Annotated in this window: 15 protein-coding genes and 1 riboswitch; of the genes, 7 read left to right on the forward strand and 8 right to left on the reverse strand. The window is 67.7% G+C overall.

The window, feature by feature from the left end; all coding sequences use genetic code 11:
- Positions 1–32 precede the first annotated feature (32 nt).
- Entirely contained in the window at positions 33–1,016 is a 984-nt protein-coding gene (gene alc / locus OVA31_RS06820; RefSeq protein ID WP_267630335.1) for an allantoicase, read from the forward strand.
- 123 nt (positions 1,017–1,139) lie between these two features.
- Here the strand turns inward: alc and OVA31_RS06825 are convergent, their stop codons facing one another.
- From OVA31_RS06825 to OVA31_RS06835, 3 genes are all read right to left on the reverse strand, one after another.
- Complete coding sequence (locus OVA31_RS06825; RefSeq protein WP_267630336.1) at positions 1,140–2,414, reverse strand: hypothetical protein; 1,275 nt, start codon at positions 2,412–2,414, stop codon at positions 1,140–1,142.
- A 136-nt stretch (positions 2,415–2,550) separates the two neighbouring features.
- Positions 2,551–3,045, reverse strand: a complete 495-nt coding sequence (locus tag OVA31_RS06830) for a hypothetical protein (protein ID WP_267630337.1) — start codon at positions 3,043–3,045, stop codon at positions 2,551–2,553.
- Positions 3,042–4,394: an aminotransferase class V-fold PLP-dependent enzyme gene (locus OVA31_RS06835; protein WP_267630338.1), complete on the reverse strand. Its 1,353-nt coding sequence runs from the start codon at positions 4,392–4,394 to the stop codon at positions 3,042–3,044. The genes OVA31_RS06830 and OVA31_RS06835 overlap by 4 nt, the downstream gene beginning before the upstream one ends.
- A gap of 18 nt (positions 4,395–4,412) precedes the next feature.
- A riboswitch (SAM riboswitch) is annotated at positions 4,413–4,526 on the reverse strand.
- A gap of 80 nt (positions 4,527–4,606) precedes the next feature.
- Between OVA31_RS06835 and OVA31_RS06840 the strand changes: the two genes are divergently transcribed.
- Positions 4,607–5,725, forward strand: coding sequence for an isochorismate synthase (locus tag OVA31_RS06840; RefSeq protein ID WP_267630339.1), 1,119 nt, complete (start codon positions 4,607–4,609; stop codon positions 5,723–5,725).
- A gap of 36 nt (positions 5,726–5,761) precedes the next feature.
- On the opposite strand, the gene OVA31_RS06845 is transcribed toward OVA31_RS06840, so the two are convergent.
- From OVA31_RS06845 to OVA31_RS06855, 3 genes are read right to left on the reverse strand one after another with little or no spacing between them, the layout of a single operon-like run.
- Positions 5,762–6,961 (reverse strand): O-succinylhomoserine sulfhydrylase, encoded by a 1,200-nt coding sequence (locus tag OVA31_RS06845; protein WP_267630340.1) that lies wholly within the window; start codon positions 6,959–6,961, stop codon positions 5,762–5,764.
- On the reverse strand, positions 6,958–7,371 hold the full coding sequence (locus tag OVA31_RS06850) for a rhodanese-like domain-containing protein (RefSeq protein WP_267630341.1): 414 nt from the start codon (positions 7,369–7,371) through the stop codon (positions 6,958–6,960). Before OVA31_RS06850 ends, OVA31_RS06845 begins: the two co-directional genes overlap by 4 nt.
- Entirely contained in the window at positions 7,368–7,829 is a 462-nt protein-coding gene (locus OVA31_RS06855; protein WP_267630342.1) for a hypothetical protein, read from the reverse strand. Before OVA31_RS06855 ends, OVA31_RS06850 begins: the two co-directional genes overlap by 4 nt.
- Positions 7,830–7,942: 113 nt before the next feature.
- Between OVA31_RS06855 and OVA31_RS06860 the strand changes: the two genes are divergently transcribed.
- Together OVA31_RS06860 and OVA31_RS06865 are read left to right on the forward strand one after the other, a co-directional pair.
- On the forward strand, positions 7,943–8,977 hold the full coding sequence (locus tag OVA31_RS06860) for an ABC transporter substrate-binding protein (protein ID WP_267630343.1): 1,035 nt from the start codon (positions 7,943–7,945) through the stop codon (positions 8,975–8,977).
- A gap of 156 nt (positions 8,978–9,133) precedes the next feature.
- On the forward strand, positions 9,134–10,567 hold the full coding sequence (locus OVA31_RS06865) for an FAD-dependent oxidoreductase (protein ID WP_267630344.1): 1,434 nt from the start codon (positions 9,134–9,136) through the stop codon (positions 10,565–10,567).
- 301 nt (positions 10,568–10,868) lie between these two features.
- Here the strand turns inward: OVA31_RS06865 and OVA31_RS06870 are convergent, their stop codons facing one another.
- Positions 10,869–11,363 (reverse strand): hypothetical protein, encoded by a 495-nt coding sequence (locus OVA31_RS06870; protein ID WP_267630345.1) that lies wholly within the window; start codon positions 11,361–11,363, stop codon positions 10,869–10,871.
- A 188-nt stretch (positions 11,364–11,551) separates the two neighbouring features.
- Between OVA31_RS06870 and OVA31_RS06875 the strand changes: the two genes are divergently transcribed.
- From OVA31_RS06875 to OVA31_RS06885, 3 genes are read left to right on the forward strand one after another with little or no spacing between them, the layout of a single operon-like run.
- Positions 11,552–12,610, forward strand: coding sequence for a FecCD family ABC transporter permease (locus OVA31_RS06875; protein ID WP_267630346.1), 1,059 nt, complete (start codon positions 11,552–11,554; stop codon positions 12,608–12,610).
- Complete coding sequence (locus OVA31_RS06880; protein ID WP_267630347.1) at positions 12,607–13,725, forward strand: FecCD family ABC transporter permease; 1,119 nt, start codon at positions 12,607–12,609, stop codon at positions 13,723–13,725. The genes OVA31_RS06875 and OVA31_RS06880 overlap by 4 nt, the downstream gene beginning before the upstream one ends.
- Positions 13,722–14,564, forward strand: coding sequence for an ABC transporter ATP-binding protein (locus OVA31_RS06885; RefSeq protein ID WP_267630348.1), 843 nt, complete (start codon positions 13,722–13,724; stop codon positions 14,562–14,564). The genes OVA31_RS06880 and OVA31_RS06885 overlap by 4 nt, the downstream gene beginning before the upstream one ends.
- On the opposite strand, the gene OVA31_RS06890 is transcribed toward OVA31_RS06885, so the two are convergent.
- Entirely contained in the window at positions 14,565–15,044 is a 480-nt protein-coding gene (locus OVA31_RS06890) for a DUF456 domain-containing protein (protein ID WP_267630349.1), read from the reverse strand.
- Between the last annotated feature and the right edge of the window lie 24 nt (positions 15,045–15,068).

Raw genomic sequence — 15,068 nt, forward strand, 5'->3', positions numbered from 1 at the left:
CCACCGCGGGCAACCGCCCACATTTCACTTCCATGCCTGACCTGGCACTTCGCGACCTCGGAGGCGCGGTGGTGTGGACCAACGACGATCTGTTCGCGGAGGCGCAGAACCTGATCAAGACGGCAGCCGCCCAGTATCAGCCGGCGACCTTCGGCCACAAGGGACAGGTGTACGACGGGTGGGAAACCCGTCGTCGCCGCGTGGGTGGCGTCGACCAGGCCATCGTGCGACTCGGCGCACCCGGCGTGATCTACGGCGTGGTGGTCGACACGTCGTGGTTCAAGGGCAACTACCCGCCGTTCATCTCCGTGGAGGCCGCCGCCGTCGAGGGCGTCGTCTCCGTGGATCAGCTCCTCGACGACGTCGAGTGGGTGACGATCGTCGAGAAGACCGCGGCCGAGGGCGACACCCGCAATCCGTTCAAGGTCGACGCCAAGGATCGCTTCACCCACGTCCGGCTGACCATGCACCCCGACGGCGGCGTCGCGCGCTTCCGGGTCCACGGACGCGGCGTACCCAATCCACACTTCTTCCGGTACGGCCACTTCGACCTCGCGGCACTGGAGAACGGCGGCCTGATCACCGCGTGTTCCAATATGTTCTACAGCTCGCCCAACAATCTGCTGATGCCCGGCCGGGCGCGCAACATGGGCGAGGGCTGGGAGACCTCACGCCGTCGCGACGAGGGCAACGACTGGGTGCAGGTCCGCCTCGCCGGACGCGGGCAGGTCAGTCTCATCGAACTCGACACGAGCTATTTCCTGGGCAACGCACCGGGAGCCGCCATGATCCGCGGTCGCGACGGCGAGGACGGCGAATGGTTCGAGATGTTGCCGCGCACCGACTTACAGCCCGACACCCGGCACCGTTTCGTCGTCGACCTCGATCGCCCGATGACCGAGGCCCGGATGGACATCTACCCCGACGGCGGGATGGCCCGCTTCAAGCTCTACGGAACGCTGACCCCCGACGCCGAGGCCGATCTCGTCGAGCAGTGGGAGCGCGGCGAGGCCTGAGGGGCGCGGGAACGGTTGCCGTCGGCGGGATTTCGGTTGCCGTCGGCGAGATTTCGGTTGCCGTCGGCGAGGTCTCGGTTGCCGTCGGCGGGATTTCGGTTGCTGTCGGCGGGGGGGGGCGGGTCAGGAAACGGTGACCTTGGTGTGCTCGACGGCGTCACCGAGGATCTTGTGCAGGTTGTAGATCGGACGATGTGATTCGAACTGGGTCTCGTAGGGGACCTTCATCTGCGCGACGAGTTGCCCGTAGTGGTTGTTGACCATGTCCTGGTAACGCGGCAGCAGTTCAGTGGTCACGTACTTCCAGCGCAGATCGAACACCGACCAGTCCCAATCCGGGATCGGGGTCGCGATCTTCACGGTCCGGCCGTCGGCCGTCCGGCCCTCGTAGGTGTAGGAGATGAAGTCGCGCAACGCCGGAACTCCCGCCACCGACGGGGAGCCGGCGAGCGTCATCGCATAGGTCAGCGCCGAGCCGACACCGGCCGACCTGCGGTAGTTGCGCACATTGTCGAACTGCCAGCCGACCACGTCGTACTGCTCGCGGCGCAACAGCGTCCCGTTGCCCTCGGAGACCCGAGCCGGTTCGTTCGACTCGATGTCGCGCCAGGCGGCGGCGACGGTGTCGTCGACGATGCCCGCACGACGGAACTCGTCGATCCCGTCGAGGCCGTCCTTGACGAACGCGACGTGCATCGGCATGAGGTCGGAGAAGATCGCCTTCTGCATCACCAGGATCTGCTTGGAGAACCACGCCAGATCGGCCGGGGTGATCTGGTCGGCGTGGTAAGCGAGGTTCTGCAGACCCTTCGGGAACTGGCCGATGATGCCGGGTCCGGCGACCTGGGTGGCCTTCTCGATGATCTGGGCGGCCAGCGGTTGCAGTCCACGGATGCCGTAGATGTCGCCCGCGAGGACCACATCGGCAGTGCCACCGCCGAAGTCGGCACCGACCATCCCGGCCATCCCCGCCCATTGCAGGTTCCGGTGGGCGATCTGGAAGTTCTCGTAGTAACGGTAGCTCTTGATCATGGTCGCCCGCGTCGCGTGGAATCCCTTGGCCGGATCCCAGCCGGCGAGGTCGATACCGGCGTCGGTGGTCGCCTGCACGAGGCGGTACTGGAACAGCAGTGCCGCATAGCGTTTCGGCGCGATACCGCTCGCGCGGGCCTCGCGCACCAGCTGTTCGAGTTGGTGGAGATCGGTCGGCAGGGCCCGGTTGACGCCGCCGCCGTACTGGTCGGCGAACCGGTTCGTCAGCGGCAGGTCGAGGTAGCGCGTCACGGTACCGGCGTGTGCGGGCGCCGCCAGCGAGACACCGCCGATCAGCGCGCCCATCACGGCAACGACGGCCACGGCCAGGCGGCCGGCCCGCGACACAGTACTTCCCCGATGCATGCGTTCCCCCTCGCCGGTCATCCCCTATGACCGAGACGGCAGAACCGTACTGACCAGTGCGAAGCAGTGTCAACACAGCCCGGGGTGAGACGAAACACATCACCGGTCTCACTCCCGGGCTGTCGATGTCGAGGCGTCAGGCGACGCGTCCCCGAGCGGGATCCAGGACGGGAAGCACCTGCTCGCGTACCCGGGCCGTGGTGGCCGAACCGTCGAGCGGCACGATGATGACCGCGTCGGCGATCTCGGCCACATAGATGTCGCGGATCAGCGAGACCAGCCCGTGTGGCGTCCCGACGTACCGGATCGTCTCGGGTTCGTCCGCGACCGTCGGGCGGTCGTCGAGATCGGCGGATGCGCGCGCCGATGCCGGATGCGGGGCGATGGCCGCCTCCACCTCCAGCGCGACGACGAAGTTCGCCTGATCATTCACACCGGCCCGCAGCAGCGACCGGGCCCGCTGCGCATCGCGCAGGGTCGGCCGCCGCACGACGATCGGGAACGTCCTCGCCGAGGCGTCCCCCGCCAGGGCGACCTGCAGTCCCGGGCGCCCGATACTGATCGTCGACGACGGGCGGGCGTATTCGATCGTCTCGGTTCTCTCGATCGTCCTGGTTCTCTCGATCGTCATCGTGCCCTCGCTCTCGTGGTCAATCTCGCCAGCGCGCCGACGAGGCGGTCGATGTCGCCGGAGCCGGTCCCGAGTCCGAAGCTCGCCCGCACCGCGCCGTCCGGATACCCCAGACGGTTCAACAGCGGGTGCGCGCAGAACTTCCCGTCGCGGACCCCGATTCCCGCGCTCTCGCTGAGGAACACGGCCGCCTCACGCGGCGTGCAGCCATCGACGTCGAAGCCCGCGATACCGACCCGGTCGGTCGAGTCCTCGAAGATCCGCAGCTCCGTGACACCGTCGATCGTCGCCAGCCCGTCGTCGAGCCGTGCGCGCAGTAGTTCTTCGTGCAATCCGATGTGCTCGAATCCGACGGCGTCGAGCGCCTCACATGCGGCCGCGATGGCCACGGCCCCGAGCACATTCGGCGAACCCGCCTCGTGCCGGGCCGGGCCGCCGTGCCACTCGATCGCGGTGTCGGCGCCGGTCTCGCCGAAGGAGACGCTCGCCGATGCGCCGCCGCCGGCGAGATAGGGCTCGGCGGCGTCGAGCCAGTCCTGGCGTCCGATCAGCACGCCCGCCCCGAACGGCGCATAGAGCTTGTGTCCGGAGAAGACCAGGTAGTCGATGCCGTGACCGACCATCGACACCCGACGGTGGGCGACGAGTTGGGCCGCGTCGATGAGGATGCGCGCGCCGTTGCGGTGGGCGATCGATGCCAGTCGACCGATCGGCAGCACCTCACCGGTGACATTCGACGCCGCGGTGACGGCCAGCAACGCGGCAGGCGCCGCGGCGAGTTCGGCCTCCAGCGCCGCGAGGGTGTCGTCGATGGTCGCGCACGCACCGACCACGCGCACGCGCGACGACCCGTCGCGATCGGGCGCGCACCATGGCAGCAGGTTGGCGTGATGTTCGATGTCGAGCACCACCACGTCACCGCGGGTCGCATGGGCTGCGAGGTTGATGGCGTCGGTGGTGCCGCGCGTGAAGACCACGGCGTCGTCGGCGCGTGCCCGGACGAATCCCCGGATCACCTCGCGGGCCTGCTCGTAGCGGGCCGTGGTGACCTGGGACAGGTGGCCTGCACCCCGGTGGACGCTGGCGTACTGCGACAACGAGTTCGTGACGGTCTGCGCCACCGCGGCCAACGCCGGCGCGCTCGCCGCGTAGTCGAGGTTGGCGTAACGCACCGTCTCGCCGGTCGAGCACGGCACGCACTCGTCGGCACCGACGACCTGCGCCAACGGCGGGATCGTCTCGGTGTCGACGACCGGGGTGTGGCGAGGCGACAGCGCTGGGGTGGTGAGGGGCGCCGGGTTGGTGAAGGGCGCCGCAGTTGTGAAGGGCGCCGAAAGGACAGCAGTCATGACAAATAGCTCCTGAGGAATCCGCACTTGCCGTGATCACTTCGAACACGGCCGGGTCGTCACCCGGAGCACCCCACCGCGGAGGAGGGTTGCCGACCAGCGAGCCGGGGCTTGTCACTGGCACTCATGACCCACGTCAAGATTCACTGATCGCGCCTCGACGTGTCAATTTTCACTCACCGTGCGCAAAAGCCCGGCGGTAGCGTGAAGCCATGGTCAACCCCGACGCCGACGGCGCGGAACCCGATGTGTTCATCCTGTCGCGGCCGACCGGCTCGGTGGTGGCGAACGGTGTTCGTCGTGGTTTCGTCGACGCCCGTGCGGCCGCGGAGGCCCTGCGCACCGGCGCCGTCGATGCCGTCGTCGGCGCGATCCCGTTCGACGTCGACGATCCCGCCGCCCTGATCGCCCCCGGCACCCTCGTCCACTCCGCACGGCCCGTGGCCGGATCGACGGGTGCGCCGCATCAGGTGCTGTCGATGTCGCTCCACCCCGACCAGTCGGCCCATCGTGACCGGGTCGAACGCGCGATCAAACGGATCGCCGACGGCGAGCTGGACAAGGTGGTGCTGGCACGATCGGTCGATATGACCCTCGACCCGGCGGTCGACGTCGACGACCTGATCCGGGCTCTGGCGCATGGCAATTCGGAGGGTAATGCGTTCGGCATCGACATCGGGGCGGCACGAGGAAGCGGCGGCTGGCTCCTCGGCGCGAGTCCGGAGTTGTTGGTGCGCAAGCAAGGTCGGACGGTGACCTGCCATCCGTACGCCGGCTCGGCGCCGCGTTCCGCGGATCCCGCAACCGACCGTGCCGCCGCAGACGCGCTGGCCGCATCAGCCAAGGACCGGACCGAGCATGCGTTCGTCGTCGACTACCTCAGGGATCGCCTGGCCCCACACTGCGCGGAGATCACCGTGCCGTCGTCGCCGGAGTTGCGCTCGACCGGCGAGATCTGGCATCTGGCGACGCCCATCCACGGCATCCTCCGCGACGACGCCATGACCGCCCTGGACCTCGCTCTGCTGCTGAGCCCCACGCCGGCGGTTTGTGGAACACCCAGTGACCTTGCCGCCCAGTTCATCCGGGACGTCGAGGGCGAGCGCGGCCTCTACGGCGGAGCGATCGGCTGGTGCGACGGCGCCGGGGACGGCGAATGGATGGTGACGATCCGCTGCCTGGAGCTGACCGCGGATCGACGCAGCCTGCGCACCTGGGCGGGGGGCGGCATCGTCGCGCAGTCCGACCCGGGCGCCGAGGTCGACGAGACAACGGCCAAACTGCGGACGGTGTTCAACGCGCTGGGGATAGAGCAAGCCGCCAACCGCTGATCGAGCCCACCGAGAACGAGATCCGCCGACCGCCCGCTACCCCAGCGCCTGATCGAGATCCGCGAGCAGATCCTCGACACCCTCGAGCCCGACCGACAGGCGCACCACCGAGTCGGTGACCCCGATCGACGCCCGGCCTTCCGGCCCCATCGCACGATGCGTGGTGGTCGCGGGATGGGTGATGAGCGACTTCGAATCACCGAGGTTGTTCGAGATGTCCACCACCCGAAGCGCATTGAGCACTTCAAAGGCACGCTTCTTGCCGTCGACGCCGTCGCGGTCGGCGATCTCGAAGGTGACCACCGTGCCACCACCCGACATCTGCTTGTGCGCGAGCACATGCTGCGGATGTGATTGCAGGAACGGGTATTTCACCCAGCGAACCCGCGGGTCGTCTTCGAGGAACTGCGCGATGCGCAGAGCCGAGGCCACCGAGGCGTCGAGCCGCAACCGCATGGTCTCGAGCCCCTTGAGCAACGTCCAGGCGTTGAACGGACTGAGCGCCGGACCGGTGTGGCGCATCAGCGTCTGGACAGGTCCGTCGATGAATTCTCTCTCGCCGAGCACCGCTCCGCCCATCACCCGGCCCTGACCGTCGATGTGCTTGGTACCCGAGTACACGATCACGTCGGCACCCATGTCGAGCCCGCTCTGCAGCAACGGCGTGGCGAAGACGTTGTCCAGCACCACCTTTGCACCGGCGGCGTGCGCGAGTTCCGAGACCCGCACGACGTCGACCAGTGTCTGCATCGGATTCGACGGCGTCTCGAAGAACACCGCCGTCGTCGGCTTCGACAACGCCGCTTCCCACTGGTCGAGGTCTTCGCCGTCGACGAAGACGGTCTCGACACCCCAGCGGGGCAGGATCTCGTTGCACACCACGAAACACGAACCGAACAAGCTGCGCGCGGCGACCAGCCGATCGCCCGCCTTCAGCAGTGCGCCAAGCGCGACGAAGACCGCGGCCATACCGCTCGCGGTGGCAAAGCACGCCTCGGCACCCTCGAGACTGCGCAGCCGTTCCTGGAAGATCTCGACGGTCGGGTTCCCGTACCGGGAGTAGACAAATCGGTCGTCCTCACCGGTGAACGCGCGCTCGGCGGCCTCGGCGGACTCGTAGACGTAGCCGCTGGTCAGGTACAGCGCCTCGGAGGTCTCGAAGAATCCGGACCGGTCGAGCCCGGCGCGGACGGCGAGCGTGTCCGGCGAAACCCCTTCGGGCAGTTCCCTGCTCACGACTGCCGCCACGGAAGATCGAGCGCACGCCAGCCCCGGCCGCCGCGATGGTCGTTCTCGTCGAGCGCACCCTCGAAGCCGTCGAGAATGTTGTAGGCCGCACCGATCCCGTCGGCGGTGGCCGCCTCCGCGGCGCCGATGGAACGATGTCCCGACCGGCAGATGAAGATGACCTCACTGTCGTCGGTGACGCCGCCGTCGCGCAACTGCTCGACGAAGGCCTCGTTCGGCATGCCGTCGGGGAACGTGGTCCACTCCACGAACAGAGTCTTCTTGCCGATCACCTCGAGGTCGGGAACGCCGACAAAGGCCCACTCGGCCCTGGTCCGACAGTCGACCAGCACGGTCTTCGGATCGTTCTCCAGTTTCTCCCACGCCTGCAGCGGCGTCAGATCACCCGAATAACTCACGACGTACACACCTTCCAGTCCCCGTCTTCACGCACCACGACCGTGTCGGTCACCTGTTTCTGGTCGGGCTTGTCATCGAAATGCCAATGTACCTGCGCCCTCGCCCGGTCTCCCGACACCGTGATGCCGGTGATCTCGGGGATGACGATATGTCCGTTCTCATCGAACGACTTCCGGTTCTCGTCCACGAACGTCGACTCGTTCGGGAATGCCGCCGACGACACGTCCTTGGCGCAGATCGACGCGCGATACTTCTCGTAGTCGACGTCATTACGGGCGGTGTAGGCGTCGTTGATGGCGTGCTGGACCTGCGCGTCGGTGCTCATCCGCTCGTCGGCCGGCCGGATCAGATACGAGATCCCGATCCCCGCGGCCGCGATCACAACGACACCGAGAGCGACCAGTACGGGCCACGCGTCCTTCCACGACCGTTCGCGGTCCTGCGCGCCCTCTGCCATGGCGGGCAGTCTATCGACCACCGTCGATACCGGTTCCGCGGGCGCCGCCCGCGCTCGATCCGGCCCGTAGTTAGGGTAGGGTAAGTCCGACTTCCATCGACCTGAGGCTCCCGTTGCGCACATCCCGAGTACAACTGTCCCGTCCGATCCGACTGGCGGCCGTCGGGCTCACCGCTGCCGCGACCCTCGTCGTCGGCGCCTGCAGTGCCCCCGAAGAGGATTCGTCGGCGTCGTCGTCGATGCCCGCCGCCGAGGCGGGCTCGATCCCCACGACGATCCAGCACGCCTACGGCTCGACGACGATCTCGAAGCAGCCGTCCCGGGTGGCCGCGATGGGCGTCGGTGACGCCGACACCCTGCTCGCGCTCGGTGTCACGCCGACCACCGTCGCGCCGTTCGGCGATCCCCCGGAACGCAGCACCCCGTGGAACGCCGACCTCCTCGGCGACGCCCAGCCGGTGGTCCTGCCGCAGACAGCGAACGACTTCGGCAGTCAGATCCCGAACGCGCTCGCGACCGACCCCGACCTGATCACCGCGATCGGCGCCGCACCCACACAGGAGCAGTACGACATCCTGACCAAGGCCGCACCGACGATCGTGCGGCCAAAGGAGTACCCGAACTGGCAGATCCCGTGGGATGTGCAGACCACCGAGATCGGCCGGGCCGTCGGGCTGCCGGCCACCGCGCAGCGCAAGATCGACGAGACCAAGAAGTACCTCGCCGACGTTCGTGCGAAGCATCCCGAGTTCGCCGGCAAGACGGCCGCGGTGGTCTCCGGACTGCCCACCGGAGCGGTGTCGATCTACAGCCCCGAGGACGGTCGCGGCCAGACGCTGACCGACTACGGCTTCACCTTCCCGGAATCGCTGAAACCTGCCCTCACCAACGGTTTCTACGGCGAGATCTCGGCCGAGAACCTGTCGATGCTCAACGATGTGGACGTGGTGGTCGCGGTGGACTGGCAGGGTTCCAACGCCCGGCTGAAGAACGATCCGACATGGAGCAAGCTCCCCGTCGTGACGCAGGGACGGGTCGTCTATCTGGACCAGCAGGTGGGCAGCGCGATGTCGGTGCCGACGGTCCTGACCCTGCCCTGGGTCGCCGACCAGTCGGTGGGTCCGATCTCCGAAGCCGCCAAACGCTGACACCCGGCATGTGGCACAAGTGAGGTAATCCTCACAAACAGATTTTGGCCACGCGCGTCGAACGCCTACCGTAGAAGGGATAGGCGCCGCGTGAGCGGCCACCACCAGCGACTCTTTCGCCAGAGTCACACGAGAGCCACGGAAAGCACCTACTCCATGAGTGACACCAGCCGCCCGTTGCGGGTTGCCATCGTCGGTGCAGGTCCCGCTGGGATCTACGCAGCAGACGCGTTGATGAAGTCCGACACTGCGAAGGACCTGGCGCCGGGAGCAACGCGAGAGGGCCAACCGATTTCCGGCGTCAGCATCGACCTCTACGAGCGGATGCCCGCCCCCTTCGGACTGATCCGTTACGGCGTCGCGCCCGACCACCCGCGCATCAAGGGCATCATCACCGCGCTGCACAAGGTTCTCGACAAGCCCCAGGTGCGGCTGCTCGGCAACATCGACTACGGCACCGACATCACCCTCGAAGAGCTGCAGGATCTCTACGACGCGGTGATCTTCTCGACCGGCGCCACCGACGATCGCGTTCTCGACATCCCCGGCATCGATCTCGACGGCAGCTACGGCGCCGCACAGTTCGTCGCCTGGTACGACGGCCACCCGGACTTCCCGCGCACCTGGCCGCTCGACGCGGAGAAGGTCGCCGTCATCGGCGTCGGAAACGTCGCGCTCGACGTCGCGCGGGTGCTCGCCAAGACCGGCGACGAACTGCTCCCGACCGAGATCCCGGCCAACGTCTACGAGGGACTCAAGGCCAACAAGGCCATCGAGGTCCACGTGTTCGGCCGCCGCGGACCGGCCCAGGCCAAGTTCACGCCGCTCGAGCTCAAGGAGCTCGACCACTCGCCGAACATCGAGGTCGTCGTCGCTCCCGAAGACATCGAATACGACGAGGGATCGGCCGTCGCGCGTCGCGGGTCGAAGATCACCGACCAGGTCGCCACGATCATCGAGAACTACGCGATCCGCGATCCCAAGCAGGGCGCCATCCACAAGCTGTTTTTGCACTTCTTCGAGAACCCGGTCGAAATCCTCGGCGAGGACGGCAAGGTCGTCGGGCTGCGGACCGAACGCACCCAGCTCGACGGAACCGGCAACGTCAAGCCGACCGGCAAGCACACCGACTGGGATCTCGGCGCTGTCTACCGCGCGGTGGGGTACCTCTCCGACAATCTCCCGAAGATCCCCTTCGATCAGCAGGCCGGCGTGATCCCGAACGAGGCAGGCCGCGTCTTCGACGAGGGGCAGCACCTCACCGGCATCTATACCACCGGCTGGGTCAAGCGCGGTCCCGTCGGACTGATCGGCCACACCAAGGGCGATGCCAACGAGACCGTCGACTGCATCCTCGAGGACATGACCAACGGGGCGCTGCTCTCGCCGGGCAAGCCGTCGGAGGACGCCGTCATCGAGCTGCTCGAGGGCAAGGGCATCCCCTTCACCACCTGGGACGGCTGGTACCGCCTCGATGAGCATGAGCGCAGCCTCGGTGCTGCCGAAGGCCGCGAGCGCGTCAAGGTCGTCGAGCGTGAGGACATGATCGCGGCGTCCGAGCCGCACAAGGTGTCCCGCCCCAGCAGCTGACGCCCCCCCCCCCGATCGGGCACAGAATCCCGTCGATCGTGCGCAGTTTCGCGCCGATCGTGCACGGAATCCCGTCGATCGTGCGCGCAGCGGTTCCCAGGCGGACATCCCGTCGGGATCTGCGCACGGTCGGAGCGAAAGTGCGCACGATCGGCGAGTTTCCGGGCCCGATCGGCGAGGATTTGAGCCCGCTCGGCGAGAACTGAACAGGACAGCAAAACGGCGACCGGTGATCCGGTCGCCGTTTTGTCGGGTGAGGGTGAGTGAGACGAGGCGCCTCGCCTCACGCGGCCCCTCGGGGTCAGTTCCCGGTGGTGGTGCCCCCGGTGTTGTTCGCCGGGGGGTTGTCCTGGCGGCGGAAGTTCTGCCAGTAGCCGAAGTTGTTCGTCAGGTTCTCCGCCTCGTTGGCGAAGGTGAAGCCCGAGATCGACGACGGGAAGCAGCCGAACCAGCGCGTCTCGACAGGACGGACCCAGCGCTGCGCCTTGTTGTCCCACTTGGACAGTGACGCGCCGGGCTTGAGTTCCTTGACCCGGACCGACTTCCCGTTGATCTCGTTGAGGATCACGTCATGCATGGTGGTGCCGCCGATGTTCCGGACAGTCATCCAGCGGTACATGTACCAGGCCTGGTTCCACGGCTGGCCCCACTGCCCGAAGTGGCATTCGATACCCCCGATGATCTCCAGGTCGCCTGGCGTCGCCGCCTGCGCGGGGGTGGTGCCGGCCAGCGTGCCGGCCGCGATTCCGACGGTTGCCAGGACTGCGGCACCCGCGCGCTTGAGCGATGCTCTCATCAATCTCTCCTACTCCGGTGTCCTCGTGACGTTCTGGTTGGACTATCGACCCATGCCAAGCGAATCGTTACGCACCACACAGGTTCTTCACAGCAGCGTAGATCTTTCGTTATCCAAACGACATCGACGGCTGGGACGCTCTGAGGGCCCATCGGAGTGACAACAGCGAGGAGGTAAGGTAACCCTTCATGCGCCGAATGACCGGGATCCTGCTGCTCATCGCGGTGGTCGTGGTGGCGCTCTTCGCGTCGATCGCTGTCGGCACACGACAGCTCGGCATCGGCGAGGTGATCGATGCGCTGCAGGCCGGTGGCTGGCCATCACTGAACGTCACCGACTTCCACGGCATCCCCTGGATCGTGCTCGAGGCGCCGCCTGCACCGCCGGGAGCCTCGGACGTCTACGGCATCGTCTGGGATCTCCGCTTCCCACGGACCGTCCTCGGTCTGGTGATCGGCCTCGCGATCGGCGCCGCCGGCGCGCTCGCCCAGGGGCACACGCGCAATCCGCTGGCCGATCCGGGGATGCTGGGGGTCAACGCGGGCGCGGCCTGCGCCGTCGTCGCGGGTGTCTATCTGCTGGGGATCCAGAGCCCGATCGCTTTCATGGCTTTCGGCCTGATCGGCGCACTCGTCGCGGCGAGCGCCGTGTTCGGTCTCGCCGCGCTCTCCGGCGCGAGTCCGCTGACCCTGATTCTCGCGGGCACCGGCCTCTCGGCGCTGTTGTTGGCGATCACGTCGGGGATCGTGTTGTCGGACAGCGTCACCCTCGACGCCTGGCGTTTCTGGAACGTCGGTGCCACCACCGGCCGAGGGCTCGACGTGTTCTCCGCCGCCCTGCCCTTCGTCGTCATCGGCCTCGTGCTCGCGCTGGGCAGCGGCTACTTCCTGAACGTGCTCAGCCTGGGCGACGACATGTCCAAGGCCCTCGGCTCACGTGTCGTGCTGATCCGCGTCATGGGCATCCTCACCATCACCCTGCTCGTCGGTGCGGCCACGGCCGCGTGCGGTCCGATCGTCTTCCTCGGGCTCGTCGTCCCGCACATCGCACGCGCGTTCACCGGGTCCGACTACCGGTGGATCGTGCCGTATTCGGCGCTGCTGGGCGCGATCCTGGTGCTGGTCTGCGACGTCATCGGACGGGTCATCGCCCGGCCAGGTGAAGTGCAGGTCGGTGTGGTCCTGGCGCTCGTCGGCGCGCCGTTCCTGATCGCCCTCGTCCGCAAACGGAAGTTGGCCAGCGTATGACCACCGACGTCCGACCGGGTCCGCTGAGCCCCGAACCACAAACACCGCAACGGACGCGACATCGCCGCATCCTGCGCGTGGGGTCGTCGTCGTGGGTCGTCCGCCCCCGGATGCTGGTGGCGATGGCCGTCGCCGTCGCGATCACCCTGCTGCTGTTCCTGCTGAGTGTCGGGGTCAGCGACTACCCGATGAGCCCGATCGACGTGGCGCGCGTCCTGCTCGGTGGTGGCACCCGGATCGAGAACGTCGTGGTCTTCGACGTCTCGCTGCCCCGCGCACTCGTCTCGCTGCTGGTCGGCTTCGGCTTCGGCATGGCAGGCGCCCTGACCCAGCTGATCGCACGCAATCCGCTGGCCACGCCGGACATCCTGGGCATCACCGCGGGAGCGAGTGCCGCGGCCGTCGCGGCCATCGCGTTCTCCACCTCGTGGGGGGCCTGGCTCGCCGGTCTCGGGGTCCCTGCGGCCGCCCTCATCGGCGGCTTCGCCACCGCGATCGTGATGTACGTGCTCGCCTGGCCGGGCCGGTCGGCGAACATCGGCATCGACCCGTTTCGGCTCGTCATCATCGGCGTCGGCGTCACCTGGATGCTGCAGGCGCTGACCTCCTACATGCTGACGCGCGCTCAGATCGCCGACGCGGCACGCGCGCAGACCTGGCTGGTGGGTTCGGTCTCCCAGGCGACCTGGTCCGATGTATGGCCTGCCACGATCGCGGTCGGGGTCGGTGTGGTGACGGTGATCTGGCTGTCGCGGGCCATCGGCATCCTCGGACTCGGTTCCGAGGTCGCCCGGGGCCTGGGCATCAACGCGGGCCGGGTGACCGGGATCCTGCTGATCGTCGCCGTCCTGGTGGCCGCACTCTGCGTCTCGGCGGCAGGCCCGATCGCGTTCGTCGCGCTTCTCGCGCCGCAGATCGCGTTGCGCCTGACCGGCTCGTCGCTCCCCACGCCGCTCGCCTCCGGCGTCATCGGCGCAATCCTCGTACTCGGCGGCGACCTGCTGTGCCGCACGCTCCTGCCGGGCGGTCTGCCGGTCGGCATCGTCACCGCGGCGATCGGCGGCCCGTGCCTCATCTACCTCATGATCGCGATGTCCCGAAAGGCCACGGTATGACCCACTCCGACGCGGCGATCACCCAAGCCACCACCTCGCCGTCACGACTGCGCGCGGCGGGCCTGCAGGTCGGCTACGACGACCGCACGATCATCTCCGATCTCGACATCGCAATCCCCGACGGCGAGATCACCACCATCATCGGCCCCAACGGGTGCGGAAAGTCGACGTTGCTGCGCGCCCTGTCCCGGCTGCTGCCGCCGCGGGCCGGGACCGTCTACCTCGACGACGCCGACATCAACCGGATGCGGCCGAAGGACGTCGCGCGGCAGCTCGGACTGCTGCCGCAGAATCCCGTTGCACCGGAGGGTCTCATCGTCGAGGACCTGGTCGCCCGGGGACGACACCCCCATCAGCGGTGGTATCAGCAGGCGTCGGCCGCCGACGAGGCCGCGGTCGCGCTGGCCATGGAGCAGACGGCGACCACCGACCTCGCCGATCGCCCGATCGAGGCACTGTCCGGTGGGCAGCGGCAAAGGGTGTGGATCGCGCTCACCCTCGCCCAGGAGACCGACCTCCTACTCCTCGACGAACCCACCACCTACCTCGACCTCGCTCATGCCGTCGAGATCCTCGACCTGGTCCACACGCTGCGCACCGAGCACGGCAAGACGGTGGTGATGGTTCTGCACGACCTCAATCTCGCTGCGAGATACAGTGATTCGCTGTTCGTGATGAGGTCGGGCGAGATCGTCGCACACGGACGGCCCGACGAGGTGATCACCACCGACCTCCTCGAAGCGGCCTTCGGCCTGCAGTCGCACGTGATGACAGATCCGGTGTTCGGCGCTCCGATGATCGTGCCGCTGGGTTCACGCGCGGGCGCGCGCCTGCCCTGATCACCAGATTCCCGCGCCAACCAGCCAGACCGCCGTTGCCAGCAGGGCCGCGAACAGCTCGATCCCCATCGTGATCAACGCCGCCTTGGACGCCGACACGGTGCCTCGCCAGGCGGCACCCACACTGCGTGTGCGGAAGAGTTCGGCCAGCAGTGCCCCCAGGACGAACCCGATGAACAAGCCGATCACCGGGATCACGAAGAACCCGACGATACCGAGCAGCCCGCCGACCGCAATGGTGACGTTCGGGATGCCCGCGGACTTCAACGACCGGCCGGCGACCACGTACTTGACGACTTCGCCGAGCAGGATGAGCGCCGCCGCGACACCGAAGATCGCCCATGCCCAGCCTCCGACGATCGCTGCCCAGACACCGATCGCACCGACGACCAGGAGGCCGCCGGGCAGGACCGGGAAGACGATCCCGAGCAGTCCGACGAGGATGACCGCTCCGACGAGCAGTTCCCCACCCAGGGACATCGGTGGCCTGCCGGTCTAGCGCAC

Source organism: Gordonia sp. SL306, from assembly GCF_026625785.1.
In the GTDB taxonomy this organism is placed as follows: Bacteria; Actinomycetota; Actinomycetes; order Mycobacteriales; family Mycobacteriaceae; genus Gordonia.

What these genes read in the sequence shown, in the direction of transcription:
- alc (WP_267630335.1), top strand. Translation starts at nt 33, where the DNA reads ATGCCTGACCTGGCACTTCGCGACCTCGGAGGCGCGGTGGTGTGGACC.
- OVA31_RS06825 (WP_267630336.1), bottom strand. Translation starts at nt 2,414, where the DNA reads ATGCATCGGGGAAGTACTGTGTCGCGGGCCGGCCGCCTGGCCGTGGCC.
- OVA31_RS06830 (WP_267630337.1), bottom strand. Translation starts at nt 3,045, where the DNA reads ATGACGATCGAGAGAACCAGGACGATCGAGAGAACCGAGACGATCGAA.
- OVA31_RS06835 (WP_267630338.1), bottom strand. Translation starts at nt 4,394, where the DNA reads ATGACTGCTGTCCTTTCGGCGCCCTTCACAACTGCGGCGCCCTTCACC.
- OVA31_RS06840 (WP_267630339.1), top strand. Translation starts at nt 4,607, where the DNA reads ATGGTCAACCCCGACGCCGACGGCGCGGAACCCGATGTGTTCATCCTG.
- OVA31_RS06855 (WP_267630342.1), bottom strand. Translation starts at nt 7,829, where the DNA reads ATGGCAGAGGGCGCGCAGGACCGCGAACGGTCGTGGAAGGACGCGTGG.
- OVA31_RS06865 (WP_267630344.1), top strand. Translation starts at nt 9,134, where the DNA reads ATGAGTGACACCAGCCGCCCGTTGCGGGTTGCCATCGTCGGTGCAGGT.
- OVA31_RS06870 (WP_267630345.1), bottom strand. Translation starts at nt 11,363, where the DNA reads ATGAGAGCATCGCTCAAGCGCGCGGGTGCCGCAGTCCTGGCAACCGTC.
- OVA31_RS06875 (WP_267630346.1), top strand. Translation starts at nt 11,552, where the DNA reads ATGCGCCGAATGACCGGGATCCTGCTGCTCATCGCGGTGGTCGTGGTG.
- OVA31_RS06880 (WP_267630347.1), top strand. Translation starts at nt 12,607, where the DNA reads ATGACCACCGACGTCCGACCGGGTCCGCTGAGCCCCGAACCACAAACA.
- OVA31_RS06885 (WP_267630348.1), top strand. Translation starts at nt 13,722, where the DNA reads ATGACCCACTCCGACGCGGCGATCACCCAAGCCACCACCTCGCCGTCA.
- OVA31_RS06890 (WP_267630349.1), bottom strand. Translation starts at nt 15,044, where the DNA reads ATGTCCCTGGGTGGGGAACTGCTCGTCGGAGCGGTCATCCTCGTCGGA.